This window comes from Pseudoalteromonas sp. PS1M3, assembly GCF_016865405.1.
In the GTDB taxonomy this organism is placed as follows: domain Bacteria; phylum Pseudomonadota; class Gammaproteobacteria; order Enterobacterales; family Alteromonadaceae; genus Pseudoalteromonas; species Pseudoalteromonas marina.
Window position 1 is genome coordinate 1,082,548 of sequence record NZ_AP022624.1, and the last position, 24,272, is coordinate 1,106,819.

The 24,272-nt window shown below is 41.0% G+C and carries 23 protein-coding genes; 20 read left to right on the forward strand and 3 right to left on the reverse strand.

Going from position 1 to position 24,272, the window contains the following annotated elements:
• Positions 1-114: 114 nt before the first annotated feature.
• The 9 genes from pspA (at position 115) to PS1M3_RS05015 (ending at position 7,954) form a co-directional block, all read left to right on the forward strand.
• Positions 115-774: a phage shock protein PspA gene (pspA, locus tag PS1M3_RS04975; protein WP_006793648.1), complete on the forward strand. Its 660-nt coding sequence runs from the start codon at positions 115-117 to the stop codon at positions 772-774.
• A gap of 66 nt (positions 775-840) precedes the next feature.
• Positions 841-1,074 carry an envelope stress response membrane protein PspB gene (pspB, locus tag PS1M3_RS04980; protein ID WP_006793647.1) on the forward strand — a complete coding sequence of 78 codons (234 nt, stop codon included), beginning with the start codon at positions 841-843 and terminating at the stop codon, positions 1,072-1,074.
• Positions 1,071-1,472 carry an envelope stress response membrane protein PspC gene (gene pspC, locus PS1M3_RS04985; protein ID WP_006793646.1) on the forward strand — a complete coding sequence of 134 codons (402 nt, stop codon included), beginning with the start codon at positions 1,071-1,073 and terminating at the stop codon, positions 1,470-1,472. The genes pspB and pspC overlap by 4 nt, the downstream gene beginning before the upstream one ends.
• A 55-nt stretch (positions 1,473-1,527) precedes the next feature.
• Positions 1,528-2,952: a YcjX family protein gene (locus PS1M3_RS04990; RefSeq protein WP_203986559.1), complete on the forward strand. Its 1,425-nt coding sequence runs from the start codon at positions 1,528-1,530 to the stop codon at positions 2,950-2,952.
• Positions 2,949-3,977, forward strand: a complete 1,029-nt coding sequence (locus PS1M3_RS04995; protein WP_203986561.1) for a TIGR01620 family protein — start codon at positions 2,949-2,951, stop codon at positions 3,975-3,977. Before PS1M3_RS04990 ends, PS1M3_RS04995 begins: the two co-directional genes overlap by 4 nt.
• A gap of 140 nt (positions 3,978-4,117) precedes the next feature.
• Positions 4,118-5,299, forward strand: coding sequence for a methionine gamma-lyase (gene megL, locus PS1M3_RS05000; protein WP_203986563.1), 1,182 nt, complete (start codon positions 4,118-4,120; stop codon positions 5,297-5,299).
• A gap of 237 nt (positions 5,300-5,536) precedes the next feature.
• Positions 5,537-6,334, forward strand: a complete 798-nt coding sequence (gene phhA / locus PS1M3_RS05005) for a phenylalanine 4-monooxygenase (protein WP_203986566.1) — start codon at positions 5,537-5,539, stop codon at positions 6,332-6,334.
• A 37-nt stretch (positions 6,335-6,371) separates the two neighbouring features.
• Positions 6,372-6,716, forward strand: a complete 345-nt coding sequence (locus PS1M3_RS05010; RefSeq protein WP_006793641.1) for a 4a-hydroxytetrahydrobiopterin dehydratase — start codon at positions 6,372-6,374, stop codon at positions 6,714-6,716.
• A gap of 206 nt (positions 6,717-6,922) precedes the next feature.
• A complete protein-coding gene (locus PS1M3_RS05015; RefSeq protein WP_203986569.1) occupies positions 6,923-7,954 on the forward strand; it encodes a DUF2804 domain-containing protein in 1,032 nt (343 codons plus the stop codon).
• A gap of 124 nt (positions 7,955-8,078) precedes the next feature.
• Here the strand turns inward: PS1M3_RS05015 and dapD are convergent, their stop codons facing one another.
• The 3 genes from dapD to map all read right to left on the reverse strand — a co-directional run bounded on the left by dapD (position 8,079) and on the right by map (position 12,383).
• Positions 8,079-8,906 (reverse strand): 2,3,4,5-tetrahydropyridine-2,6-dicarboxylate N-succinyltransferase, encoded by an 828-nt coding sequence (dapD, locus tag PS1M3_RS05020; RefSeq protein WP_010557180.1) that lies wholly within the window; start codon positions 8,904-8,906, stop codon positions 8,079-8,081.
• 10 nt (positions 8,907-8,916) lie between these two features.
• A complete protein-coding gene (glnD, locus tag PS1M3_RS05025; protein WP_203986572.1) occupies positions 8,917-11,535 on the reverse strand; it encodes a [protein-PII] uridylyltransferase in 2,619 nt (872 codons plus the stop codon).
• Between the two features lie 62 nt (positions 11,536-11,597).
• The gene (map, locus tag PS1M3_RS05030) at positions 11,598-12,383 is read right to left on the reverse strand and encodes a type I methionyl aminopeptidase (protein ID WP_006793637.1); all 786 of its coding nucleotides are present in this window, start codon (positions 12,381-12,383) and stop codon (positions 11,598-11,600) included.
• A 272-nt stretch (positions 12,384-12,655) separates the two neighbouring features.
• Here map and rpsB point away from each other — a divergent pair, with 272 nt between their 5' ends.
• The 11 genes from rpsB to lpxD all read left to right on the forward strand — a co-directional run bounded on the left by rpsB (position 12,656) and on the right by lpxD (position 24,251).
• Positions 12,656-13,384 (forward strand): 30S ribosomal protein S2, encoded by a 729-nt coding sequence (gene rpsB, locus PS1M3_RS05035; protein ID WP_006793636.1) that lies wholly within the window; start codon positions 12,656-12,658, stop codon positions 13,382-13,384.
• 104 nt (positions 13,385-13,488) lie between these two features.
• On the forward strand, positions 13,489-14,340 hold the full coding sequence (gene tsf, locus PS1M3_RS05040; RefSeq protein WP_006793635.1) for a translation elongation factor Ts: 852 nt from the start codon (positions 13,489-13,491) through the stop codon (positions 14,338-14,340).
• 158 nt (positions 14,341-14,498) lie between these two features.
• The gene (pyrH, locus tag PS1M3_RS05045) at positions 14,499-15,248 is read left to right on the forward strand and encodes a UMP kinase (RefSeq protein ID WP_006793634.1); all 750 of its coding nucleotides are present in this window, start codon (positions 14,499-14,501) and stop codon (positions 15,246-15,248) included.
• Positions 15,249-15,297: 49 nt separating this feature from the next.
• Entirely contained in the window at positions 15,298-15,819 is a 522-nt protein-coding gene (frr, locus tag PS1M3_RS05050) for a ribosome recycling factor (protein ID WP_282447153.1), read from the forward strand.
• An 81-nt stretch (positions 15,820-15,900) separates the two neighbouring features.
• Positions 15,901-16,680 carry an isoprenyl transferase gene (locus PS1M3_RS05055; RefSeq protein ID WP_008126663.1) on the forward strand — a complete coding sequence of 260 codons (780 nt, stop codon included), beginning with the start codon at positions 15,901-15,903 and terminating at the stop codon, positions 16,678-16,680.
• Positions 16,681-16,700: 20 nt separating this feature from the next.
• On the forward strand, positions 16,701-17,567 hold the full coding sequence (locus tag PS1M3_RS05060) for a phosphatidate cytidylyltransferase (RefSeq protein ID WP_006793631.1): 867 nt from the start codon (positions 16,701-16,703) through the stop codon (positions 17,565-17,567).
• Entirely contained in the window at positions 17,564-18,769 is a 1,206-nt protein-coding gene (gene ispC / locus PS1M3_RS05065) for a 1-deoxy-D-xylulose-5-phosphate reductoisomerase (RefSeq protein ID WP_203987276.1), read from the forward strand. The genes PS1M3_RS05060 and ispC overlap by 4 nt, the downstream gene beginning before the upstream one ends.
• A gap of 1 nt (position 18,770) precedes the next feature.
• Positions 18,771-20,123, forward strand: coding sequence for a sigma E protease regulator RseP (gene rseP / locus PS1M3_RS05070; RefSeq protein ID WP_203986576.1), 1,353 nt, complete (start codon positions 18,771-18,773; stop codon positions 20,121-20,123).
• 96 nt (positions 20,124-20,219) lie between these two features.
• A complete protein-coding gene (gene bamA, locus PS1M3_RS05075) occupies positions 20,220-22,691 on the forward strand; it encodes an outer membrane protein assembly factor BamA (protein WP_008126671.1) in 2,472 nt (823 codons plus the stop codon).
• An 11-nt stretch (positions 22,692-22,702) separates the two neighbouring features.
• Positions 22,703-23,221, forward strand: a complete 519-nt coding sequence (locus PS1M3_RS05080; protein ID WP_006793627.1) for an OmpH family outer membrane protein — start codon at positions 22,703-22,705, stop codon at positions 23,219-23,221.
• A gap of 7 nt (positions 23,222-23,228) precedes the next feature.
• Positions 23,229-24,251, forward strand: a complete 1,023-nt coding sequence (gene lpxD / locus PS1M3_RS05085; RefSeq protein ID WP_006793626.1) for a UDP-3-O-(3-hydroxymyristoyl)glucosamine N-acyltransferase — start codon at positions 23,229-23,231, stop codon at positions 24,249-24,251.
• The last annotated feature ends 21 nt before the right edge of the window (positions 24,252-24,272 follow it).

Here is a 24,272-nt window from a genome sequence, read left to right on the forward strand (position 1 = left end):
ATATTTAGTTTAACTTAATGAAAATACAGTGTATTTTAGTTTTTAAAAAGTTGGCAAGCATATTGATACTAGTTAAAGCAGACTAACTAAGTTTTAATTACAGAGGTAAATGTTATGGGAATTTTTTCACGTTTTGCAGATATTGTTAATTCTAATATCAATGCCATTTTAGATAAAGCAGAAGACCCAGAAAAAATGGTGCGTCTGATTATCCAAGAAATGGAAGATACACTAGTAGAGGTTCGCTCTACGTCAGCTAAAACTCTGGCAGAGAAAAAAGAAATTGTTCGCCGCCTAGATACACTTAAAGTTCAAGTAAGTGACTGGCAAGAAAAAGCTGAGTTAGCACTTAGTAAAGACCGCGAAGATTTAGCTCGTTCAGCATTGCTCGAAAAGCAAAAGTCGGCAGATGCAGTGACGGCTGTTGAAGGTGAACTTGAGCATGTAGAGTCTCATATTGAGAAGCTTCAGCAAGAAGTGACCACGTTACAAGAAAAGTTAGCTGATGCTAAATCACGTCAAAAGGCAATAATTCTTCGTCAGCGTTCAGCTGAGTCGCGCCTAGAAGTGAAAAAAGCACTTGATAGCTCGAAGGTAGAAGATGCACTTAATCGCTTTGAACGTTACGAAACTAAAATTGATGGACTAGAATCTCAAATAGAGTCTTACGATTTAGGTAAGCAAACGTTAGCAGACGAAATTGCTGATTTACAAAAAAATGAAAAAATTGATGATGAGCTAGCTGAACTTAAAAAGAAGCTTGCTGATAAGTAATTTACGCAGGGGCATGTAATGTGCCCCACTGCTTAACATATTTGAACGGATTGTCAGGAGAGGGTTATGTTTGATCCAGAGATACTAGTTGCACCATTTATCTTGTTTATGATTTTTGTTGCGCCACTGTGGTTAATTTTACACTACCGTAGCAAAAAACAAGTAAGCCAAGGGTTAAGTGAGCACGAACATCGCCAGTTATTAGAACTAGCACACAAAGCTGAACGTATGGCTGATAGAGTCGAAACACTTGAAGCATTGCTAGATCAAGAGTCACCACAATGGAGACGCAAAGTATGAATGCCAAACGCGAATTATTAAGAGACCCACAACGCGGTAAAATAGCCGGAGTATGTGCGGGATTAAGTGACTACTTTAATATGGAGTTATGGTTAGTTCGCATTATATTTGTTAGTGCGGTACTGCTAGCAGGTGGCCCATTGTTTGTGGTAGCGTATATTGCAGCGTGGTTTATATTAGACAAAAAAGAGCCAACGACTGCACATGCGAGCAGCTCAACAAAAGCTGACGATCCGTTAGAGGTAAAATTTAAAGTATGGCAAAAGGGTGAGCCACCGCGCCGCGCTTTACAAGATTTAAAAGAGCGTTTAGCGCGAGTAGATACACGCCTTCAGGATATGGAACGCCATGTTACCTCAAGCGAGTTTACGGTAAGCCGTGAAATCAACAAACTTTAAAGGATTTAATAGCACTTTGTTCGGTGATTAAGCATCAATGAAGTGCTAGCCCATTATGAGTCGTACTTCATTTGCTAAAAAGACCTTTAAAAGTATTAAAGGCAATGCCCAAAAAGCCCTTCACCGTAGTTTAGATCAGCATGTAAAATTGGCTGTAACTGGGTTAAGCGGTAGCGGTAAAACCGCCTTTATTACAGCTCTAGTCAAGCAGTTAACTACACAAGCTAACGATAAAAACCTCCCTTTTTTTGATGTAATGCGAGAGCAGCGCCACATAGCCACTAAAGTTGTACCGCAAGAGGCGTTAAAGGTCCCTACGTTTGACTATCCGCGAGCACTCAATGCTTTACTCCCAAGTGATGGGATGCCTACATGGCCTGCATCAACCGAGCGTATTAACACCTTGCGTTTGGCAATAAAATACCAAAGTGCTTCAGGGTTGCGTGGGCACTTTTCACCACAATCTACGTTGTATTTAGATATTATTGACTACCCTGGTGAATGGCTACTTGATTTACCTATGCTTGAGCAAAGTTATAGCCAGTGGTGCGAGCAGCAGTACCCGCTGTTATTACAGCACCCGCGTGTGAACACCTCTAGTGAATTTTTAAATGCGCTTGATCAGCTTGATTTAAACGCACCTGTAGATGAGAGCGTACTTGCGCAAATTGCTGAACTTTATCAAAGTATGCTTGTGGGTCTCAAAAAAGACACCAAACTAGCTATGTTACAACCTGGGCGAATGCTTATGCCTGGTGATTTAAAAGGCGCGCCGCTATTATTGTTTTTCCCTGTTAATTTTAAGCAGGTTAATAGCGATGATATTATTGCGGGGTCTAATTTAGAGCATCTCATTAAGCGCTTTAATGCCTATGTAAAAGAAGTAGTTAAGCCTTTTTATAACGAGCACTTTAAACATTTTGACCGCCAAATTGTGTTAGTTGATGTATTAAGTGCTTTAAACGAAGGCCACGAAACACTACAAGAGCAAAGTAGCGTAATCAACCAATTACTCGCTCACTTTAATTACGGCGAATCGGGCTTTTTTAAGCGTTTATTTAAACCCAACATAGATAAAATACTCTTTGCTGCCAATAAGTCAGATCACATAAGTGCCAAGCACCACAAAGACTTAGCACTTCTACTTGATTCGCTAGTGCATGAGCAAACTAACTATTTAAAATTTGATGGCGTACAAATAGAAACAATGGCTATGTCGTCAATTACTGCAACGCAGCCGCGTCAAGTTACCGATAAAGGCCAAACGCTAGAGTGTATTTATGGCAAGCCACTTAACGAGCAAGATTGGCTAACCTACTTACCCCCACAACCACCTAACCGCATGCTTAATAAAAATGAGTGGCCAGCGCAGGGATTTGAGTTTTTGTCGTTTGCGCCTATGCCAACCCCCGACAAGCAACTTAAACATATTCGCCTTGATCATGTGATGCAGTATCTATTAGGAGACAAATTATCATGAGCGACACACAGCAAACTTTTCAAGCAGGTAGGCGAATTGATACCCAAGCAGATGAGCAAGTTGAGCCTACGCTTGCTCCTGCAAAAATAATTACCCAGGGTCAAAGTGAATACATTGAAGAGCCTGATGAAGAGTTTATAGAAGATGAAATAGACCTAGAGCCAGTATATAAAAAGTCAAAATGGCAAACGCTTAAAGGTGTGTTTGCCATAAGCTTTTTAGTACTGGTGTTACTTGAATTTGCTTATTCATTAGTGTTTGCATTTCAACAGTCGATTGTTTTAGGCGGTGTGTATTTAACCGCAGTGGTAAGTGGTGTGCTTCTTATTGGGCGCATGTTATGGCGCGAATATAGAATGTTGCGCAGCCTTAAGCGTAATCAGTTACACCGCCACGAAGCCGACAGACTTTTAAATAGCGAGCAAGTAGGTGGCGCATTACCGTGGCTTGAAAAACTAAACAAGCACCAAAAGCTTAATAATTTTGACAGCTTTAAAAAGCAAGTTGCACAGCATCACAGTGATAAAGAAATAATGACCCTTTACGCAAATAGCTTGCTTATAACGCAAGACACGCAAGCTAAAAAGCTTATAAACCGTTTTGCAACAGAGTCAGCTTTATTAGTTGCACTGAGCCCCATTGCCCTGGTGGATATGATGGCTGTGCTTTGGCGTGGTACTAAGTTAATTGAGCAAATAGGTAAAATTTATGGTATTGGTTTTGGTTACGCAAGCCGGATTAAGCTTTACCGTATGCTTATAAAACAAGTGATGTTTGTAGGCAGTGCAGAGCTTATCTCTGATTTAGCAGCCACTGCGCTCAGTGCAGAATTGCTTGGTAAGCTATCTGGGCGAGCCGCGCAAGGTGTGAGTGCAGGGATTTTTACAGCGCGAATTGGCTATAAAGCAATGGAGTTAAGTCGCCCATTACCTAAACTAGAACACAAGCGCAGCCTGTTGAAAGGGACCGTTCAGAGCATTGCAGGTAAAATTTTAAAACGAGGGAAAACAGAGCCCATACAATAACATGGAAATATTTGTGTACAGGTAAGTGGGTAAACTTTGCACAAATAGCCATCTGAGCATCCGGCATGCTTGTGATTTAAACTGTGGTACGTTTTTATCTATGTCACTAACAACACATAATAAAAATGAGCACAAAGATAATGACCAAGCATCATCTTCATACACAATGTATCCATGGCCCGCAAAAAGCAAACGACCCGCATGGCGCACTTACGTCGCCTTTATATCAAACCTCCACCTTTCATTTTGAAAATGCAGCACAAGGTGCTGCACGTTTTGCAGGTGAAGAACCCGGTTATATTTACACCCGTTTAGGTAACCCAACGACCACCGAACTTGAACAAAAGATAGCACAGCTAGAGGGCTGCGAAGCCGCTGCGGCAACGGCTACAGGCATGGGCGCTGTATCGGCATCGGTATTGAGCTTTTTATCACAGGGCGACCATCTTGTAGCATCAAGTGCATTATATGGTTGTACGTTCGCGTTTTTTGCACACATGTTACCGCGTTGGGGAATTGAAGTTACGTTTGTTGATATGACCTGCGAGGACGAGCTTCGGGCTGCCATTAAACCTAATTCCAAAATGATATTTGTAGAAACACCGATAAACCCAACAATGGCTGTGATTGATTTAGCACTTATTGGCGCTATCGCTAAACAGCACAGCTTAATTAGCGTGGTAGACAACACTTTTTTAACGCCATTGCTGCAATCACCAAAACAATATGGCATTGATATCATTATGCACAGTGCAACCAAATACATAAATGGCCATGGCGATGTGGTGGCAGGACTTGTGTGTGGATCGCTTGAGCATATTACCTTGATAAAAATGACCGTACTAAAAGACATTGGTGCAACCATAAGCCCACACGACGCATGGCTTATAAATCGCGGATTAAAAACCTTAGCCATACGCATGGAGCGTCACTGTCAGAGTGCACAAACAGTGGCTGAATACCTAGAGGCGCATCATCAAGTTAATATTGTTTATTACCCCGGCCTTAAATCACATCCAGGAAATAAATTTATTGGTAATCAAATGAAAGCTGCAGGTGGCGTGATTGCGTTTGAAATAAAAGGTACTTTACAACAAGGTGCGCAATTTATTGATAGCATGAAGCTTTGTACACTTGCTGTAAGCCTAGGCGATGCCGAAACACTGATTCAGCATCCTGCATCTATGACCCATTCTCCTTATTCACCAGAAGAGAGAGCCGCCGCTGGTATCAGTGACGGGTTGATCAGGCTCTCTGTTGGGCTTGAAGATGTTAACGACATTATTAGTGATTTAGACCAGGCGTTTACTCAAATCTTTTAGCTGTATTTATTTGTTTACACATAAAACTTCTTGTAAAGCCTTTATATGTGTGGCTGTAATTTTAATGTGCCACATGTGTAATTTTAACTTTACGAATGAGGTGATCGCGCCAAGTACAGATGTTAGCTTGTCTATTAAACTTTTCTTCACTTTTACATAGTATGGGGTCACTCGATATTCAATAGGTTTGAGTATCACACTGACACCGATTTAGGGCTCACAACCCAGAAGGTACTTATGGCTAAAGCAAGTAAATACACATCCAAAACACCAGACGAAAATGGTGTTATACATTGGAGTGATGAAGAAAATAAAATTTGGTCTGAGCTTGTAGCACGCCAACTTGCGTGCATAGAGGGCAAGGCCTGCGATGAGTATATGGAAGGACTTAAAAAAATAAATCTTCCACACGACCGTATACCGCAACTAAGCGAGCTTAACGAGGTACTTCTTGCCACCACCGGTTGGCAAGTAGAGCCTGTGCCTGCACTTATCGATTTTGATGAGTTTTTTAGATTGTTAGCAAATAAACAGTTTCCGGTTGCCACGTTTATTCGAAGCCGTGAAGAGTTTGACTATCTTCAAGAGCCAGATATTTTTCATGAAATATTTGGCCACTGCGCCATGCTAACAAACCCTGATTTTGCCGAGTTCACACACAAATACGGGCAATTAGGGTACGCAGCGCAGAAAAAAGATCGTGTTTACCTAGCACGCATGTACTGGTTTACCGTTGAGTTTGGTTTAATGCAAACCGAAAACGGCCTGCGTATTTACGGTGGCGGAATTTTATCAAGCCCGGGTGAAACGCAGTATGTGTATTCAGATACACCAGAAATAACGCCTATGAGCGTAATTGATGTACTGCGTACGCCTTATCGCATTGATATTATGCAACCGCAGTACTACACCATTAATTCGATTCATGATCTGTTTGATATATCGCAAATGGATATTATGACTTTGGTTGAGCAAGCTAAAGAGCTTGGCTTGCATGACCCAAAATTTCCACCAAAAGAAAAATTAGCCAGTTAACTTTAATTTAAAAGAAACGCTAAAGTAAGGATTTAAAATGTCTTCATTAAGTGAACAAAAATGCGAAGCTTGCCACGTAGATGCACCAAAAGTGTCTGACGAAGAGCTTGCACAGCTTATTACAAAAATACCAGACTGGGTACCAGAAGTACGCGACGGCATTATGCAGCTAGAGCGTGTTTATAAATTTAAAAACTTTAAACAAGCTATCGCGTTTACTAACAAAGTAGGCGACATGGCAGAAGACGAAGGCCACCATCCTGGTTTATTAACCGAGTGGGGCAAAGTAACTGTAACGTGGTGGAGCCATTCAATTAAAGGCTTGCACAAAAACGATTTTATTTGTGCAGCTAAAACAGACGATGTATTTAACGCGCTGTAATTAAAAATTAATTGAGCAAACCTAAAAGCACTTATTTTTATAAGTGCTTTTTTATTTGTGTTGGTAAACTACCGCCTTTTATTATCAAAATTGTTACGAGAAAAGCATATGGATAACAAAACGAATATTTACCATGTAATTATCTTCTTAGGTTGATTATTTTATGCCCGAGAATAATATAGGCTGTAAATGAAAGGATAAGTTACATGCCAAAAAAACTGCAGCTGATTAACCCTGATGGTCAGGCTAACTTTGGTTTATTCCCACAGGGGATTGAGCATATTAATTACTTAGATTTTGATTTAAGAAACGCAATGGATAAGCCATGCGGTAAACTTGCAAAAAGATTTAAGTTTAACCAGTTTCAGTTTATAAGCATTACTTGCGATGAATTAGTTATTGGGCTTGCAATCGTTGATTTAAAAATTGCCAGCAACTGTTTTGTTTATGTTTACAATTTAAAAACAGAGCAGTTAGACGAGCACAGCTTTGTAAATTTATTTTCTAAAAACACATTAATTGAGCCGCTGCCAAATTCTGGCAATAGTTATTTTAAAAAGGGTGATAACAGCGTTTACGTTAATACCACAGATAGACCCGGTGAACGAAAGGTAACAGTTAAAATAAGTACCACGCTGATCCTTGATGCAATAATTAACGAGTCAGATAATTACCTTCCTTTGAGTGTATGTGCTCGAGCTGGTTATACTGGTTTCCATTTCACCCAAAAATCGGCCGCGCTAAATTGCTCTGGCACGCTTCTATTAAAAAATACCCGCTACGATTTTAGCCATATGAACGCATTGGCCTGTGTAGATTGGAGTGCAGGCTATATGCGTCGTGAAACATTTTGGAATTGGGCAAGCCTTGCCTGCAAATTACCTGATGGGCGCTACTTGGGAGTAAACCTTTCAGCAGGTGTAATTGAAACAGGATTTACTGAAAATGCTATTTGGCTTGACGGAAAGCTATACAAAATTGATATGGTTGATTTTAAGTTTAATCGTTATGGTAACGAAATTGATTGTGACAAGTGGGAACTCCACTCAAACGACGGCCTGATTAATCTTACTTTTGAACCTGTAAGCCAACGTTTTGATAAAACTAATTTACTCATTGTGGCCACGAATTTCACACAAAAAATCGGTCGTTATTTCGGTCAAATAACGCTTCCTAATGAAGTGATAACACTTAACGGGCAGTGGGGCTTAGCAGAAGATCACTATTCAAAATGGTAGATGTAGCTTTAGGGAATTAACGTATATAAACGAACACTTTAAAAGAATGTAAGGCTCTAAATCTACAAAGGTTCAGAGCCTTATTTTTTCATCAATAATTTATACTAATGCCATTGTTTTCTATTTAATCATCAATCGAGCGAAGTAGGGCGTTGATGCCTACTTTTTCGCGTGTTTGTTGATCTACTTTTTTCACAATGATTGCAGCGTAAAGGCTGTGTGTGCCATCTTTTGATGGTAGTGCACCTGGTACAACTACTGCGCCTGCAGGTACGCGGCCGTAGTGAATTTCGCCGGTTTCACGGTCGTAAATACGAGTGCTTTGGCTGATATAAACGCCCATTGAAATAACAGCGCCTTCTTCTACTACTACACCTTCAACAATTTCAGAACGTGCGCCAATAAAACAATTGTCTTCAATGATGGTTGGGTTAGCTTGTAGTGGCTCTAAAACGCCGCCTATGCCAACGCCGCCAGATAAGTGTACGTTCTTACCAATTTGTGCACATGAGCCAACAGTGGCCCATGTATCAACCATGGTGCCCTCGTCAACGTATGCGCCAATGTTTACGTACGAAGGCATAAGTACGACGTTTTTACCTACAAAGCTGCCTTTACGTGCTACTGCGTTAGGCACTACGCGCATGCCGCCTTGTTGAAATTGCTCTGGCGTGTAGTCGCTAAATTTAAGCGGTACTTTGTCGTAAAACTGATTAACGCCGTCGTTCATTGGTTGGTTGTCGCGAATACGAAAAGATAGTAACACTGCTTTTTTAAGCCATTGGTGTACAACCCATTCGCCTGATATTTTTTCAGCAACACGGGCAGCACCGCTATCAAGTAGTTCTAGAGCGTCAATAATAGCTTGTTTTACATCGCTAGATACAGTGCTTGGGCTAATGCTGTCGCGGTTATCCCATGCGTTTTCGATCATTGTTTTTAAATCTGACATGTGTGTCCTCTTATTCTGTTTCGGCGTTGAATTTTTTACGTAGTGCCTGATGAATTTTTGCTTGTTCTTCATCAGTCAGGGCTTGGTATTCGTTATTTGATACGACAAAGAAATCCTCTGCACGTTCACCTACCGTTGTTATGCGGGCTGCATGAATATGGAGTAAATGTGCTTGGAAAACTTCGGCTATTTTGGTTAGTAGACCGGGTATATCAACCGCTTGTATTTCAATTAAGCTGCGATCTTTTCTAGCATGTGGGCGCAGCACAATTTTGGGTTTGATATTAAAGTCTTTAAAACGTTGTGAGCGACTCTTTTTAAAGCGAATTTTTTTACGCGGATCGTTAAGTGCTTGCTCAAGGCCGCGTTTAATCGATTGCGCGCGGCTACTTGCGATAGGGTCGCCGCTAACTTCAAGAATAACAAAGCTAAACAGTACATAACCGTCTTTGGTGGTCAGTACTTGTGCGTGTTGGATCTGTGCCTTTTTAGTACCAATTATGTTTACTAAACGGGCGAATAGGGCACCCGAGTATGGGCTGTAAACAAACACTTGCGTGCCGCCGTGCATAGGCGCATTCGACACAATTACACTCGGTTGACTTAAATCGGTGCTATTTACTAAATGCTCGGTTTGCCACGATATTTGCTGCTCGCTAAATGCAGTAAAGTAGTTTGCTTTAAAGCGGCTCCAAATTAAGTCAATTTTTTCTTCAAGGTACCCTAAATTAAGCAGGCGTTGTTTTGCTTGGTGCTTTTTATCACGAATTTGGTCGCGTTGGTCCATTGGGTTTTCAAGGCCCAAACGCAATGCACGTTGTGTGTGCAAATAAAGTTCGCGCAATAAGGTGTTTTTCCAATCGTTCCATAGGTTGTCGTTAGTGGCACGAATATCTGCCACAGTTAAACAATAAAGGTAATCGAGTTGGCGCTCTGTTTTTACACGTGTTGCAAAGTCTTTGATTACTGTAGGGTCGTTTATGTCTTTTCTTTGTGCAGTTACCGACATAAGTAAGTGATTACCAACAAGCCATGCGATAAGCTTGCCATCGGATGATGAGAACCCATGTAACTTAGCAAATGCAATAGCATCGACCGACCCTAGCTCTGAGTGATCGCCACCACGGCCTTTCGCAATATCATGAAAAATACCGGCTAAATATAAAAGCTCGGGTTTATCCATTCGAGTGACTATTTCACTACAAATTGGAAACTCACTCACGCCCGTTTTATCAAAGTATTGGTAAATATTATTGATTAATTTGTGGGTGTGCTCGTCTACCGTGTAGGCATGAAATAAATCAAACTGCATTTGCCCAAAAATATTACGCCATTGCGGTAAATATGCTGCCAGCATGCCGTGCTTATGCATTAATGTGAATGCGCGGCCCATACCGTTAGGGTGTTTTACCAAACGTAAGAAGGCCTCACGACAGGCCGCGTAATCTTGCAGGTCACCCAACAAACGACGGCGTACTTGGCGAATAGTGCGTATAGTGCTTGGGTAAATATGGGTAATTTCAGGATTTTCAGCAATGTGCTCAAACAGAACAAAAAGTTGATCGCGCCTAAAAAATACAGATGGGTCTTTAACACGAATTTGATGGCCAACACGCTCAAAATTTCTGTCGAGTACTTCAACAACGGCTTCGTTGCTTAGTGGCGAAATACTTTGCTCAAAATACGAAAGCAGCATTTGGTTAAGTTCGCGTACACGGCTCATTATACGAAATAAGCGCTTCATCATACGTTCAACCGACGCTTTACCATCGCTACCAAAGCCAAGTATTTCTGCAGCAAGGGGTTGGTGATCAAATAGTAAACGGTTTTCTGATCGTCCTGCAGCTAAGTGCAGGGCAAAGCGAATGTTCCATAGGTTCTCTAAACACTCTGAAAGCTCTTGAAACTCTTCATGGGTTAAGTAGCCATGGTTTATGAGCTCTTGGAGGGTTTCGGCTCTAAAATGCTTTTTGGCTACCCAAATAATAGTTTGTAAATCGCGGAGACCACCTGGGTTTTCTTTTATGTTTGGCTCTAAGTTGTAAGCTGTTCCGTGACATTTACGGTGACGCAGATTTTGCTCTTGTACTTTGGCCTCAAAAAAGTCGTTAGAGCCCCATACTGGCGTCTCGAGTATAAAGTTTTTAAGCTTTTCAAACTCAATATGATTACCAAAAATTAGTCGGCTTTCGAGCAAGCTGGTGGCAAAAGTGACGTCTTCGCGTTTTTGCTCTATTGCTTGATCAATTGTACGAACGCTGTGGCCAATCTCTAAGTTAAGATCCCACAGCATAGTGACAAATTGACCTATTTTTTCACATACCGCTTCATTTGGTTGCTCTGTTACAAGCAGTAAGAAGTCGATATCTGAATAAGGGTGAAGCTCACCCCGTCCGTAACCGCCTACGGCAATCAGCGCTAAATCAGGCTCATGAGATAGATCATAAACATGAAATAATTTGATCAACAGGCGGTCGATAAACTCAGCCCGGGCATTAATTAAATTACCAACTGGTTGTTTTGAAAATTCGTTATGCAACCATTTGTAAAAATAGCTGGAACAATCGCGATAGTCACTTAGTTGCTCAGCATCGCTAAGCAACTTTTTTACTTTGTTGGGTAATGCCACGTGGGCTGGCTCCTCATTGAACCTTCCACATTGATAAACGTACTATCAACTGCGTAGGTTTATTAGTGTTCGATAATCCTGTCGATAGTATCATCTGATCGTAGCGTTAAAATTTCAACACCATTTTCAGTCACTAATAACGTGTGTTCCCACTGTGCAGACAAACTGCGGTCGCGTGTTACAACCGTCCACTCATCTTTAAGCAGTTTACATTGGCGCTTGCCCGCATTAACCATAGGCTCAATAGTTAAACACATACCCGCTTTTAATGTTTCACCGGTACCGGCTTTACCGTAATGCATAACCTGTGGTTCTTCGTGAAATTCGCTACCAATACCATGGCCGCAATATTCACGTACTATTGAGTAGTTGAAGCTCTCGGCGTATTTTTGAATTGCTTCGCCAATATCACCTAAACGTACACCCGGCTTTACCATTTTAATGGCAAGATATAAGCTTTCTTGTGTTACTTCAGCCAAACGCTTACCTTGAATGTTTGGTTTACCTACGTGAAACATTTTAGATGTATCGCCGTGGTAGCCATCTTTGATAACAGTGATGTCGATATTTACGCTGTCACCTTCTTTTAACGGTTTGTCGTTAGGAATACCATGACAAATTACATGGTTAACAGAGGTGCAAATTGATTTTGGAAAACCATGATAGTTTAAAGGAGCAGGAACTGCTTTTTGCTCGTTAACAATATAATCATGACAAATAGTATTTAGCTCATCAGTGGTGATCCCCGGCACGACATGTGGGCCGATCATTTCAAGTACGTCTGCTGCTAAACGCCCAGCTACACGCATTTTCTCTATTTCTTCAGGGGTCTTGATAATAGCGCTCATTGAGGCTCCAAAGTTGCGTTTCTAACATTTTATCGCTGCATAATTTTTGCACGCGATGTTGAGTATTTAATTTTAATATGGTATAAAGCGCGCCGTCTTTTTACAAATAAATTCTTAAATGATTTTTTGTATTTAAGGCAAACACAATTTGATTTTAACACACACACGTATCGTCACATACACTTGGGTGCATTAGAAGTTTAAATACTTCGGTGTTGGTGCTATGGGATATGTGGAGGCCTAACCCTAAACAACTATAGAGGATCTATAAAATGGCAAACGTTTCAATGCGCGACATGCTTCAAGCTGGTGTTCACTTTGGTCACCAAGCACGTTACTGGAACCCTAAGATGAAGCCTTTCATCTTCGGCACTCGTAACCGTGTACATATCATCAACCTTGAGCAAACTGTACCAATGTTCAACAACGCACTTAAGTTTTTAAGTGGCGCTGCTGCAAACAAAGGTAAAGTTCTTTTCGTTGGTACTAAGCGCGCAGCAAGCGACGCAGTTAAAGAAGCTGCTATCGCAAGCGATCAGTTTTACGTTAACCACCGCTGGTTAGGTGGCATGTTGACTAACTGGAAAACAGTACGTCAATCAATCAAGCGTCTTAAAGACCTTGAAATCCAAAGCCAAGACGGTACTTTCGAGAAATTAACTAAGAAAGAAACGTTAATGCTTAACCGCGAAATGGAAAAGCTTGAAAAGAGCCTTGGTGGTATCAAAAACATGGGCGGTCTTCCAGACGCGATCTTTGTTATCGATGCTGACCACGAGCACATTGCTATCCGTGAAGCTAACAACCTAGGTATTCCTGTTGTTGCAATCGTAGATACTAACTCTAATCCAGACGGCGTTGATTTCATCGTTCCTGGTAACGATGATGCTATCCGTGCTGTAACCCTTTACACTAGCGCTGTTGCAGCTGCTATCACTGAAGGTCGCGAGAATAACATCGTTGCTCAAGCTGAGAATGACGATTTCGTTGAAGCTGAGTAATTAGCTGTCATCAAGTCTTCATCTTAATAGGATGAAGACTTGCTATTCTTGTAGAGCGGGTAACCCGCTTATCTAAACCAGATTTCAGATTTGAGGATTTACTAATGGCTGTAACTACTGCCCTAGTTAAAGAATTACGCGAGCGTACAGGCGCTGGCATGATGGATTGTAAAAAAGCGTTAACTGAGACTGATGGTGACATCGAGTTAGCGATTGAAAACATGCGTAAGAGCGGTGCTGCAAAGGCTGCTAAAAAAGCAGGTAACATTGCTGCTGAAGGTACTATCATCATCAAGCAAAATGCAGGTGTTGCGGTACTTGTTGAAGTTAACTGTCAAACAGACTTCGTTGCAAAAGATGTAAGCTTCTTAGCATTTGCTAACAAAGTTGCTGACGCTGCAATCGCTGAAACAATTTCTATCGAAGACTTACAAGCTAAGTTTGAAGAAGACCGTGTTGAGCTAGTAACTAAAATTGGTGAAAACATCAACGTACGTCGTCTACAGTACATCGCTGGTGAAAACCTAGTTGAGTACCGTCACGGTGAGCGTATTGGTGTTGTTGTTGCTGGTGTTGCTGATGAAGAAACACTTAAGCACGTTGCAATGCACGTTGCTGCTTCAAGCCCTGAGTACTTAACACCTGCTGATGTTCCTGCAGATGTTGTAGAAAAAGAGAAGCAAGTTCAAATCGATATCGCGATGAACGAAGGCAAGCCTGCTGAAATCGCTGAAAAAATGGTTGTTGGTCGCATGAAGAAGTTTACTGGTGAGGTTTCTCTTACTGGTCAAGCATTCATCATGGAACCTAAAAAATCTGTTGGCGATGTTCTTAAAGAGAAAAACGCAACAGTTACTGGCTTCGTACGTGTAGAAGTTGGTGAAGGTATCGAGAAAAAAGAAGAAGATTTTGCTGCTGAAGTTGCTGCTCAAATTGCTGCTGCTAAAGGTGAGTAAGATTGACTAACTGTGAAGGACAAGGAAATTAGATGCAATTAAAGTACTATTTGCTTTTGCTTCACGCTTAGAAATTCTTTAAAATAACCGCGCTTTTATGTTTAACATAAGCGCGGTTATTTTTTATCCATAATTCAATAAAAGTTGGCCCCAAAACTATGACTATCAATCGCAAACCTATTTTTAGACGTGTTCTTCTCAAATTAAGTGGTGAAGCTTTAATGGGAGACGAAGGCTTCGGCATCGACCCTAAAGTTTTAGACCGTATGGCACAAGAAATTAAAGAGTTAGTAGAGCTCGACGTAGAAGTGGGTTTAGTTATTGGCGGCGGTAATTTTTTACGCGGTGGGTCATTAGCTGAAGCGGGTATGAACCGTGTAGTAGGCGATCACATGGGTATGCTTGCAACGGTAATGAATGGCCTTGCAATGCGTGATGCGCTGCATCGTGCTTTTGTAAACTGTCGATTAATGTCTGCTATTCCACTTAATGGTGTATGTGATGCATACAACTGGGCTGAAGCAATAAGCTTATTAAAAACTGGCCGCGTTGTTATTTTTGCAGCGGGTACGGGTAACCCGTTTTTCACTACAGATTCTGCTGCGTGTCTACGTGGTATTGAGATTGAAGCTGATACAGTAATTAAAGCAACAAAGGTTGATGGCGTATTCAGTGACGATCCTGTGAAAAACCCAGAAGCGACACTTTACCGTCACTTAAGCTACAATGAAATTATTGATAAAGAATTAAAAGTTATGGATTTAGCGGCATTTACTTTAGCCCGCGATCACAATATGCCATTAAGCGTATTTAACATGAATAAATCAGGCGCGTTAAAACGCGTAATTATGGGTGAAGAAGAAGGAACACTTATCTCTTCACAAGCCTCAGATGAAGTAATCAAATAATTAGGATTGAACCGTGATTAACGATATTCAAAAAGATGCGCAAGCGCGCATGCAAAAGAGTGTAACAGCACTAGGTAGCCAACTTTCTAAAATTCGTACTGGCCGTGCTCACCCTGCAATTTTAGATGGCATTATGGTGTCTTACTACGGTGCTCCTACACCGTTAAATCAAGTTGCAAATGTAACTATTGAAGATTCACGTACGCTTGCCATTGGTGTTTTTGATAAGTCATTAGCACAAGCCGTTGAAAAAGCGATTATGGCGTCTGACTTAGGTTTAAACCCTATGTCGGCTGGTACAGTTATTCGTGTGCCACTTCCTCCACTTACAGAAGAGCGCCGTAAAGATTTAATTAAAATTGTACGTGGCGAAGTTGAAGGCGGCCGTGTTGCTGTTCGTAATATTCGCCGTGATGCTAATGGTGATATTAAAGCACTATTAAAAGATAAAGATATCTCTGAGGACGAAGCGCGCCAAGGCGAAGATGCAATCCAAAAGTTAACAGATAAATTTATCAAAGAAATGGATACTCAATTAACAGCGAAAGAAGCTGAGTTGATGGAAATCTAAACAGCTAAATAAGCTGAGCTAGTGTATACAAATATATTAGTTTTGAAACGCCGTCTGGGTTATACTAGGCGGCGTTTTTTTATGGAATACTCGATATTTATGGCTTTAAACGCTGATACAATTTCACAACAATGTTTACCTAAGCATGTTGCTATCATCATGGACGGGAACGGGCGTTGGGCGCAAGCTAGAAATAGGCCTCGTGTGTATGGGCACAAAAAAGGCGTGGACGCTGTTCGTCAATCTGTTCAGTTTTGTACTAAATTAGGCGTACAATCGTTAACCTTATTTGCATTTAGCAGTGAAAACTGGCGCCGCCCTGAAGACGAAGTAAATACGTTAATGGAGCTTTTTTTGTTTGTATTAACAAAAGAGGTTAAAAAGCTTCACAAAAACAATGTAAAACTAACCATCATTGGAGACCTATCTCGGTTTTCTGAAGGGTTGCAAAACAAAGTACATAGTGCGCAGCAACTGACAGAAAATAACACAGGGTTGTGTTTAAATGTGGCTGCCAATTATGGTGGCCGTTGGGATATGGCAAACGCGGCTAAACAACTCGCAATGCAAGTTGCAAGCGGTGACATAGACGCACAAGATATTACTGAAGAGCGTATTGCGCAGCATATGAGCATGGCCGATCAACCTGAACCCGATTTACTTATTCGAACGGGGGGCGATGTTCGCATTAGTAACTTTTTACTATGGCAAGCAGCTTACGCAGAACTTTACTTTACCGAAACACTTTGGCCTGATTTTAATGAAGCAGCATTTGCTGAGGCCATTGCATGTTACGTTGCCAGAGAGCGACGATTTGGTTGTACGGGCGAACAAATAAAACAATTACTCGCTCAAACCTAAATAGATTAAGGGTCACAATTTTGTTAAAACAACGCATTTTAACCTCGCTAGTGTTAGCACCCGCAGCGCTCGCCTTGGTTTTTTATACACCATTGACGTTATTTAGTTACTTTGCCGCCGCCATCGTTTTAATGGGCGCTTGGGAGTGGTCAGCTTTTATGGGGCTATGTGACAAAATAAAACGAGGCGCCTTTGTTGTGCTTGTTGCAGCTTTACTCGCTGTGCTCAATTTACACTGGCCGATAGAGTCGCTTTGGCAAAATGGTCAGCTAGTGGGCGATGCTAATTATTTATTTACTTTGGCGTTTGCATGGTGGATTGTTGCTAGTTACTTAGTATGGCGTTATCCAGCCATGGCAAAAGCGTGGAATGAAGGGCTAGTAATGCGTGGCATTGCAGGGCTTCTGACTTTAGTGCCGTTATGGCTTGCGCTCAATACGCTTCGTAGTGCGCAATACCTTGAATCTACTCACTTTGGCTCTATGCTGATTTTGGTTGTATTAGGTATTGTATGGAGCGCTGATATTGGTGCGTATTTTACAGGTAAAAGTTTTGGTAAACACAAGCTTATGCCAAAAGTAAGTCCAAATAAAACAATTGAAGGCCTTGCCGGTGGTATTGTTGCATCAGTATTATTTGTTATGGCGTTTTGTCATTTTACCGACGTGGATTTAGCCGTATGGCCGATTTACGCCATTATGACGGCATTTATAGCGCTATTTTCGGCAATTGGCGATTTACTTGAAAGTATGTTTAAACGTGAAGCAGGCCTTAAAGACAGTGGCAAATGCTTACCTGGGCATGGCGGTATTTTAGATCGCATTGACAGCTTAACAGCAGCCGCGCCTATGTTTGTAATGTGTTATGCATGGACTTTAAGTTTATGAGTCATAAGCAGCAGCTAGTTATTTTAGGTGCTACGGGGTCAATTGGTTTAAGTACACTTGATGTTGTAGCAAAAAACAGTGATTTGTTTGATGTGTTTGCTTTAACAGCGGGTCAAAATGCAAAAAAAATGGCTGAGCTTTGTATTAAGCATTCACCCCTTTATGCTGTCATGGCAACACAAAGTGCAGCAGAGAAACTGTCATTGCACTTAAAGGGTACAGCGTGCCAAACTCTGATTATGCATTCACAACAGGCAATGAGTGATTTATGTGCGCACCCTGATGTAGATATAGTTATGTCTGCCATTGTTGGAGCCGCAGGCTTGTTACCTACACTCAGTGCGGTTGAAGCAGGTAAAAAAGTGTTGCTTGCGAATAAAGAATCGCTGGTTATGTCGGGCCAATTGTTCATTGATAAAGTTAAAAAGCACAAAGCAACGTTACTGCCAATCGACAGTGAACATAACGCTATTTTTCAGTGTCTACCTCACTCACTACAAAATGCTCAAAGCGATAAAAACCTGCAAGATAATGGTGTCAGTAAAATCTTACTTACCGGTTCAGGCGGTCCATTTTTAACGCGTGATATAAGTACCTTAAAAGATGTGACCGTCAGTGAAGCGGTAGCTCATCCTAATTGGTCTATGGGTCAAAAAATCTCAGTAGACTCCGCAACTATGATGAACAAAGGCCTTGAGTTTATTGAAGCTAAGTGGTTATTTAACTGTAATAGCGATGATATTGACGTTGTTATTCACCCTCAAAGCATTATTCACTCAATGGTTCAGTATCATGATGGCTCAATTTTAGCGCAAATGGGTAATCCTGATATGCGTACGCCTATTGCCCATGCATTAGCGTTCCCAAAACGAATTGACGCAGGTGTTAAATCGCTTAATTTTTCTGATATTTGTGATTTTTCGTTCACCAAACCTGATTTTACCCGGTACCCTAATTTGCAACTTGCTATTGATGCATGTTCGGTGGGGCAGGGGGCAACAACGACCGTTAATGCTGCAAATGAGATAGCTGTTGCTGCATTTTTAAAAGGTAAAATTGGTTTTACAGATATTTATAAAATTAATGCACAAACCTTAGAGTCGGCTCAATACACCAACGTACAGAGTTTAGATGAAATATTGCAATGCGATGAGCTTGCACGTCTCAGCGCAACTCAGTTCATAAATAAAGTGGCTCATTAGTATGTTTGATTTTATTTGGAATCTTGGCTCATTTATTTTGGCATTAGGCATTTTAGTTACTGTGCATGAGTATGGCCATTTTTGGGTAGCACGAAAGGCGGGTGTTAAGGTGTTACGCTTTTCTATTGGTTTTGGTAAGCCCTTAATTAAATGGCACGATAAATACAATACAGAATATGTCATAGCAGCTATTCCACTAGGTGGATATGTCAAAATGCTTGATGAGCGTGTGGACGATGTTCCACCAAATGAGCGACATTTATCGTTTAACTCAAAGTCAGTACAAGCACGTATTGCCATTGTTGCAGCTGGGCCTATGGCAAATTTTTTGTTTGCTATTTTTGCGTTAGCGGTGATGTACATGGTGGGTGTGCAATCGGTAAAACCAGTCGTAGGCAGCATTACTGAAGGGAGCCGAGCAGAGCAAGCCGGGCTGATGCCAAGCCAACACATTATTAAAATTGGTGATGATAATATAACCACGTGGCAAGACGCGACGTTTGCTTTTATGTCGCGATTAGGTGAAGAGCGCGTAGAGATTACAGTTCGCGATGAAAACTTACAAACACGAGTCAAAACTCTCAATATTGATGGTTGGAAGCTCGACCAACAAGATGTTCCTCCACTAACCTCTTTGGGTATTGTCCCCTTTAGGCCACAAGCCACATTAACGGTTGCAGCGGTGACTAAAAATTCGGCAGCGGAACAAGCAAATTTGCAAGTTAACGATACTATTTTGGCTGTAAACGGTGAAACTATAAGCAATTGGCCGCAATTAGTTAATGTAATTACGCAATCGGCTAACAAATCTTTACAATTTAGTGTAAAAAGACAAGATAGTATAAAAAGCATAACAGTGACCCCACAAGGGCGTGTTGGCAACAATGGTATAGAACAAGGTTTTTTAGGTGTAGCACCTGTTGTTCAGCAATGGCCAGAGGGGTATGTACAATCCCGAAGTTTCGGACCGCTAGATAGTATTGTTCGTGGTACAAAAGAAACCTGGCGGTTGATTACGCTGAGTTTTGACATGATTGGTAATTTAATTACGGGTCAGGTTTCGGTTAAAAACTTAAGTGGTCCTGTTGGTATTGCAGTGGGAGCAGGGACTAGCGTAAGCTATGGTTTAGTTGCTTTTTTAAGCTTTTTAGCCCTGATAAGCGTTAACTTGGGCGTATTTAATTTATTACCTCTGCCAGTGCTTGATGGTGGACACTTAATGTATTACATAATTGAACTTTTTCGTAAAAAGCCGGTCTCTGAAAAGACACAAGAATTTGGTTTTAAAGTGGGAGCGTTGCTACTCATTTTTCTAACATGTTTCGCTTTGTTCAATGATGTATCGCGTTTGTAATTACAGCGCAACATTTACTAATTAGAACACGATTGTAACGCACCCGTATTTTAGGTGTTAAGCGGTAATACAGTTGTAAAGGATAAAGATAATAAAATGGCTATAAAAAAACATTTGGCAGTTTCAAGTTTATTGGGTGCAAGCTTTGCCGCCCTAGGCCAAACTTCCTTTATTGTTGAAGACTTGAAAGTTGAAGGCTTACAACGCGTAGCACTTGGTGCTGCATTGACTCATATTCCTATTAACGTAGGCGATAATGTAGATGACTACACTATTTCAAAAACAATAAAGTCACTTTATCGTTCTGGTCACTTCGACAACATCAAAGCATTACGTGATGGCAACAACGTTATTTTTAAAGTAACAGAGCGCCCAACAATTAGCTTTATTGAGTTTGAAGGCAATAAAGATATCAAAGATGAGCAACTTAACGAGTCGCTTGATCAACAAGATATTCGCCAAGGCGAACCATTAGATAAAACCGTAATTGATAATATTGAAAAAGGCTTAGTAGAGTTTTTCCATAGTATTGGTAAATACAATGCAACGGTTGATATCAGCGTTACTAAATTGCCACGTAACCGCGTAAAACTTAAACTGGAGTTTGATGAAGGTGATGCCGCGTCTATCCGCCAAATTAACTTAGTGGGTAACGAGCTTTTTTCTAACGAAGAATTATTAAAACTTGCTGAGTCTCAGCAAGATTTACCTTGGTGGCAATTTATGGGTAGCGACCGCTACCAAAAACAAACCATTGAAGGTGATTTAGAAAAAATCCGCAGCTTTTATTTAGACCGTGGTTACTTACGTTTTAATATTGATTCGACGCAGGTATCGGTAAGTCCAGAGCGTGAGTCTGTATATGTTACGGCCAACCTCACCGAAGGCGTTAAATACAAGGTTAAAGGCTTTGATTTTATTGGTGACTTACTCGGTCGTGAAGATTTAATTAAAAGTGTTATCCCACTCAGAGCTGGTGAGCTTTACAATGGTTCTGTTGTAACATCTTCAGAAGAGTTTATTAAAAGTTATTTAGCACGTTTTGGTTATGCAAATGCTGAAGTGCGCACAATTCCAGAAATTGATGACGAAAAGCAAGAAGTTCAGTTAACTTTATCTGTTAACCCAGGTAAGCGTGTTTATGTTCGTCGTATAATTGTTGGTGGTAACCAAAACACCGCTGACGAAGTATTGCGCCGTGAAATGACGCAGCTAGAAGGTGCATGGTTATCAAACCAAAACCTCGAGCGTTCAAAGCTACAAATTCAACGTTTACCGTACATGGAAACTGTTGATTTTAATGTAGTCCCCGTGCCAGGTGTAGACGATCAAGTTGACGTAGATTTCACAGTAAAAGAACAATCAGCCGGTAGCTTTAATGCGGGCCTTGCTTATGGTTCATACCTAGGTCTACAGTTTAATATTGGTGTGACTGAATCTAACTTCTTAGGTACAGGTAACCAAATTGGTTTAAATTTAAATACTTCTACTGGCTCTGAAAGTGTCAGTTTATCGTATACCGACCCTTATTTTACACCAGATGGTGTTTCACAAGGCAGCAGTATTTTTTACCGAAACTACGACGCAAGTAAGTTTAGTCTTGTAGATTACAAATCAAAAAGTTATGGTTTAGGTACAAATATTGGTTTTCCAATTGATGCAATCAACCGGGTTAATTTTGGTGTTCGTTGGATAAAAGAAGAGCTGTCAGATATTGCCGAGTACGAGCAAACGCGTGTATTACGTGAGACATTTTTTGACCCTGAACACCCTGATGCAGGCTTTGACTTTACCAAATATGAATTAAGTGTTGGTTGGTCACGTATAACGGTTAACCGTGGTTTATTCCCGACAGCGGGTTCACGCCAAACGTTAAATTTAACGGGAACTACACCGAACTCAGATTTAACTTTCTTCAAGCTTAATTACGATTCACGCTTTTATTGGCCAATATCTAACGACCATCGCTGGGTTTTCTCGGCTCGTGCGGCGCTTGGTTATGGTAATGGTTATGGGTCAACAAATGGATACGATCAAACGCTTCCATTCCAAGAGTTCTTCCGTATTACGGAAATGGAACTACGTGGCTTTGACCGTAATACAATATTGCCACAAGCTGTGTCACGTATTGCAACGACGATTCCTGGGACACTAAACCCAGATGGTTCTACCTCAGGTCCTATCAATAGTGCGTCGGAGTTTGACCAGTTAATACCACAAGGTCGAATTGGTGGTAACGCCAAAGCGGTGGCAGGTATGGAGTTAATCGTTCCTACACCGTTTTTGGATGAAGAAAACACAAGTTCAGTGCGTACCAGCTTTTTTGTTGATGCTGCGAACGTATGGGACACCGAGTTTAGCGTAGACCGTTATCAAAACTTACTCGTAGACCAACGCAATAAGCTGGATGATTATTCAGATCCTATGCGTTTTAGAGTATCGACCGGTTTATCATTACAGTGGATCTCTCCAATGGGTCCAATGCTGATTAGTTTTGCGTATCCATTGCAAAAAGAAGAAGATGACGATACGAAGACCATCAGTTTTAATATTAGTAACACTTTCTAAAGGAGTTTTTTATGACTAAATTATTTAAATCAACGGCAGTGGCTGTTTTAGCAACGTTAATGATGGGTACTTCTGCTAGCGCTCTTGCGCACAAAGTAGGTGTTGTAGATATGCAAGAAATCTACAAGCAAATTCCTCAAATGGCTAAAATTGAGCAGTCACTACAAAGCGAATTTGCTGAGCGTCGCCAAGAGCTTGAAAAGTTACAAGGTGATATTCGCTTTGAAGCTGAGAAGTTTAAGCGTGAGAGCACAACGATGAGCCAAGCTCAAAAAGATGCACTACGTGATAAAATTCAAGGTATGCAAAAAAACCTTGCTGAAGTAGGTCGTCCTTTAGAGCAAGAAATCAAAGCTCGCCAAAACCAAGAGCTTGCAAAAGTTCAGGGCTTAATTATTAAAACAATTGAAGAGATTGCTAAAGACGGTGACTTTGATGAAGTTAAAGTAAAAGACACTACAATTTACTTCAACCCTAAAGAAGTAACAGACCTTTCATCTAAAGTAGTAACAGCTGTTAGCAAGAAATAATCACTCTATGCAAAATTATACGCTTTCGCAAATTGCGGAACTTCTAGGCGCCGAACTTCAGGGTGATGGCGCTTTAGAAATAACAAAAATAGCGACACTTGCAAATGCCCGTACTGGGCATATTGCATTTTTAGCGAACTCAAAATATCGTGTTCAACTTGAAGCCACTCAAGCCAGTGCTGTTATCGTTAACCAAGCAGATGCAGCGCATTTTAATGGTAATAAAGTGATTGTTTCAAATCCGTATGTCAGTTACGCAAAGCTTGCGCAATTTATGGATACAACACCACGTTCTGCCTCTTTGGGTATTCATCCAAGTGCAACAATTCACCCTAGTGCAAATATAAGTAAAAGTGCTGCTATAGGCGCTAATGCTGTTATAGAGGCTGGTGCAGTTGTTGGTGATAACGCGCAAATTGGTCCGAACAGTTTTATCGGAGAACGTGTTAAAATAGGTGCTGGGACAAAGCTTTGGCCTAGTGTGACTATTTACCATGACGTTGAAATTGGATCGGATTGTTTGTTCCAGGCAAATAGTGTTGTTGGTAGCGATGGGTTCGGTTATGCAAATGAGCGTGGGCAGTGGCTTAAAATTCCTCAGCTAGGCTCTGTGATCATAGGCGATAAAGTAGAAATAGGCGCCAGCACTACAATTGACCGTGGTGCACTTGATAATACGATTATTCATAGCAATGTGATTATTGATAATCAATGTCAAATAGCACACAACGTTGAAGTTAACTCGGGCACAGCAATTGCTGGCTGCTCTGTTCTTGCAGGTAGTGTTACCATAGGTAAAAACTGCCAAATTGGTGGTATGACTGCAATTAATGGTCACATGTCAGTATGTGATGGTGTTATAATTACGGGTATGAGCATGGTGACAAAATCAATCACCGAACCCGGTATTTATTCATCAGGTATGCCCCATACAACTAACAAAGAATGGCGTAAATCAATTGCTCACTTGCGTAATCTATCAGACATGAAGTCTCGTTTGAAAGCGCTTGAAGCACTGGCTAAGTCATAAACGTTGAACACATAAAAGGAT

Bases quoted from the DNA above. Each gene is read 5' to 3' on its own strand.
- dapD (WP_010557180.1), bottom strand. From the start codon at position 8,906: ATGTCAGATTTAAAAACAATGATCGAAAACGCATGGGATAACCGCGAC.
- lpxD (WP_006793626.1), top strand. From the start codon at position 23,229: ATGCAAAATTATACGCTTTCGCAAATTGCGGAACTTCTAGGCGCCGAA.
- frr (WP_282447153.1), top strand. From the start codon at position 15,298: ATGCAAAAGAGTGTAACAGCACTAGGTAGCCAACTTTCTAAAATTCGT.
- map (WP_006793637.1), bottom strand. From the start codon at position 12,383: ATGAGCGCTATTATCAAGACCCCTGAAGAAATAGAGAAAATGCGTGTA.
- PS1M3_RS04995 (WP_203986561.1), top strand. From the start codon at position 2,949: ATGAGCGACACACAGCAAACTTTTCAAGCAGGTAGGCGAATTGATACC.
- rseP (WP_203986576.1), top strand. From the start codon at position 18,771: ATGTTTGATTTTATTTGGAATCTTGGCTCATTTATTTTGGCATTAGGC.
- PS1M3_RS05010 (WP_006793641.1), top strand. From the start codon at position 6,372: ATGTCTTCATTAAGTGAACAAAAATGCGAAGCTTGCCACGTAGATGCA.
- rpsB (WP_006793636.1), top strand. From the start codon at position 12,656: ATGGCAAACGTTTCAATGCGCGACATGCTTCAAGCTGGTGTTCACTTT.
- phhA (WP_203986566.1), top strand. From the start codon at position 5,537: ATGGCTAAAGCAAGTAAATACACATCCAAAACACCAGACGAAAATGGT.
- pspC (WP_006793646.1), top strand. From the start codon at position 1,071: ATGAATGCCAAACGCGAATTATTAAGAGACCCACAACGCGGTAAAATA.
- megL (WP_203986563.1), top strand. From the start codon at position 4,118: ATGACCAAGCATCATCTTCATACACAATGTATCCATGGCCCGCAAAAA.
- pyrH (WP_006793634.1), top strand. From the start codon at position 14,499: ATGACTATCAATCGCAAACCTATTTTTAGACGTGTTCTTCTCAAATTA.
- bamA (WP_008126671.1), top strand. From the start codon at position 20,220: ATGGCTATAAAAAAACATTTGGCAGTTTCAAGTTTATTGGGTGCAAGC.
- tsf (WP_006793635.1), top strand. From the start codon at position 13,489: ATGGCTGTAACTACTGCCCTAGTTAAAGAATTACGCGAGCGTACAGGC.
- PS1M3_RS05080 (WP_006793627.1), top strand. From the start codon at position 22,703: ATGACTAAATTATTTAAATCAACGGCAGTGGCTGTTTTAGCAACGTTA.
- PS1M3_RS04990 (WP_203986559.1), top strand. From the start codon at position 1,528: ATGAGTCGTACTTCATTTGCTAAAAAGACCTTTAAAAGTATTAAAGGC.
- ispC (WP_203987276.1), top strand. From the start codon at position 17,564: ATGAGTCATAAGCAGCAGCTAGTTATTTTAGGTGCTACGGGGTCAATT.
- PS1M3_RS05055 (WP_008126663.1), top strand. From the start codon at position 15,901: ATGGAATACTCGATATTTATGGCTTTAAACGCTGATACAATTTCACAA.
- pspA (WP_006793648.1), top strand. From the start codon at position 115: ATGGGAATTTTTTCACGTTTTGCAGATATTGTTAATTCTAATATCAAT.
- PS1M3_RS05015 (WP_203986569.1), top strand. From the start codon at position 6,923: ATGCCAAAAAAACTGCAGCTGATTAACCCTGATGGTCAGGCTAACTTT.
- pspB (WP_006793647.1), top strand. From the start codon at position 841: ATGTTTGATCCAGAGATACTAGTTGCACCATTTATCTTGTTTATGATT.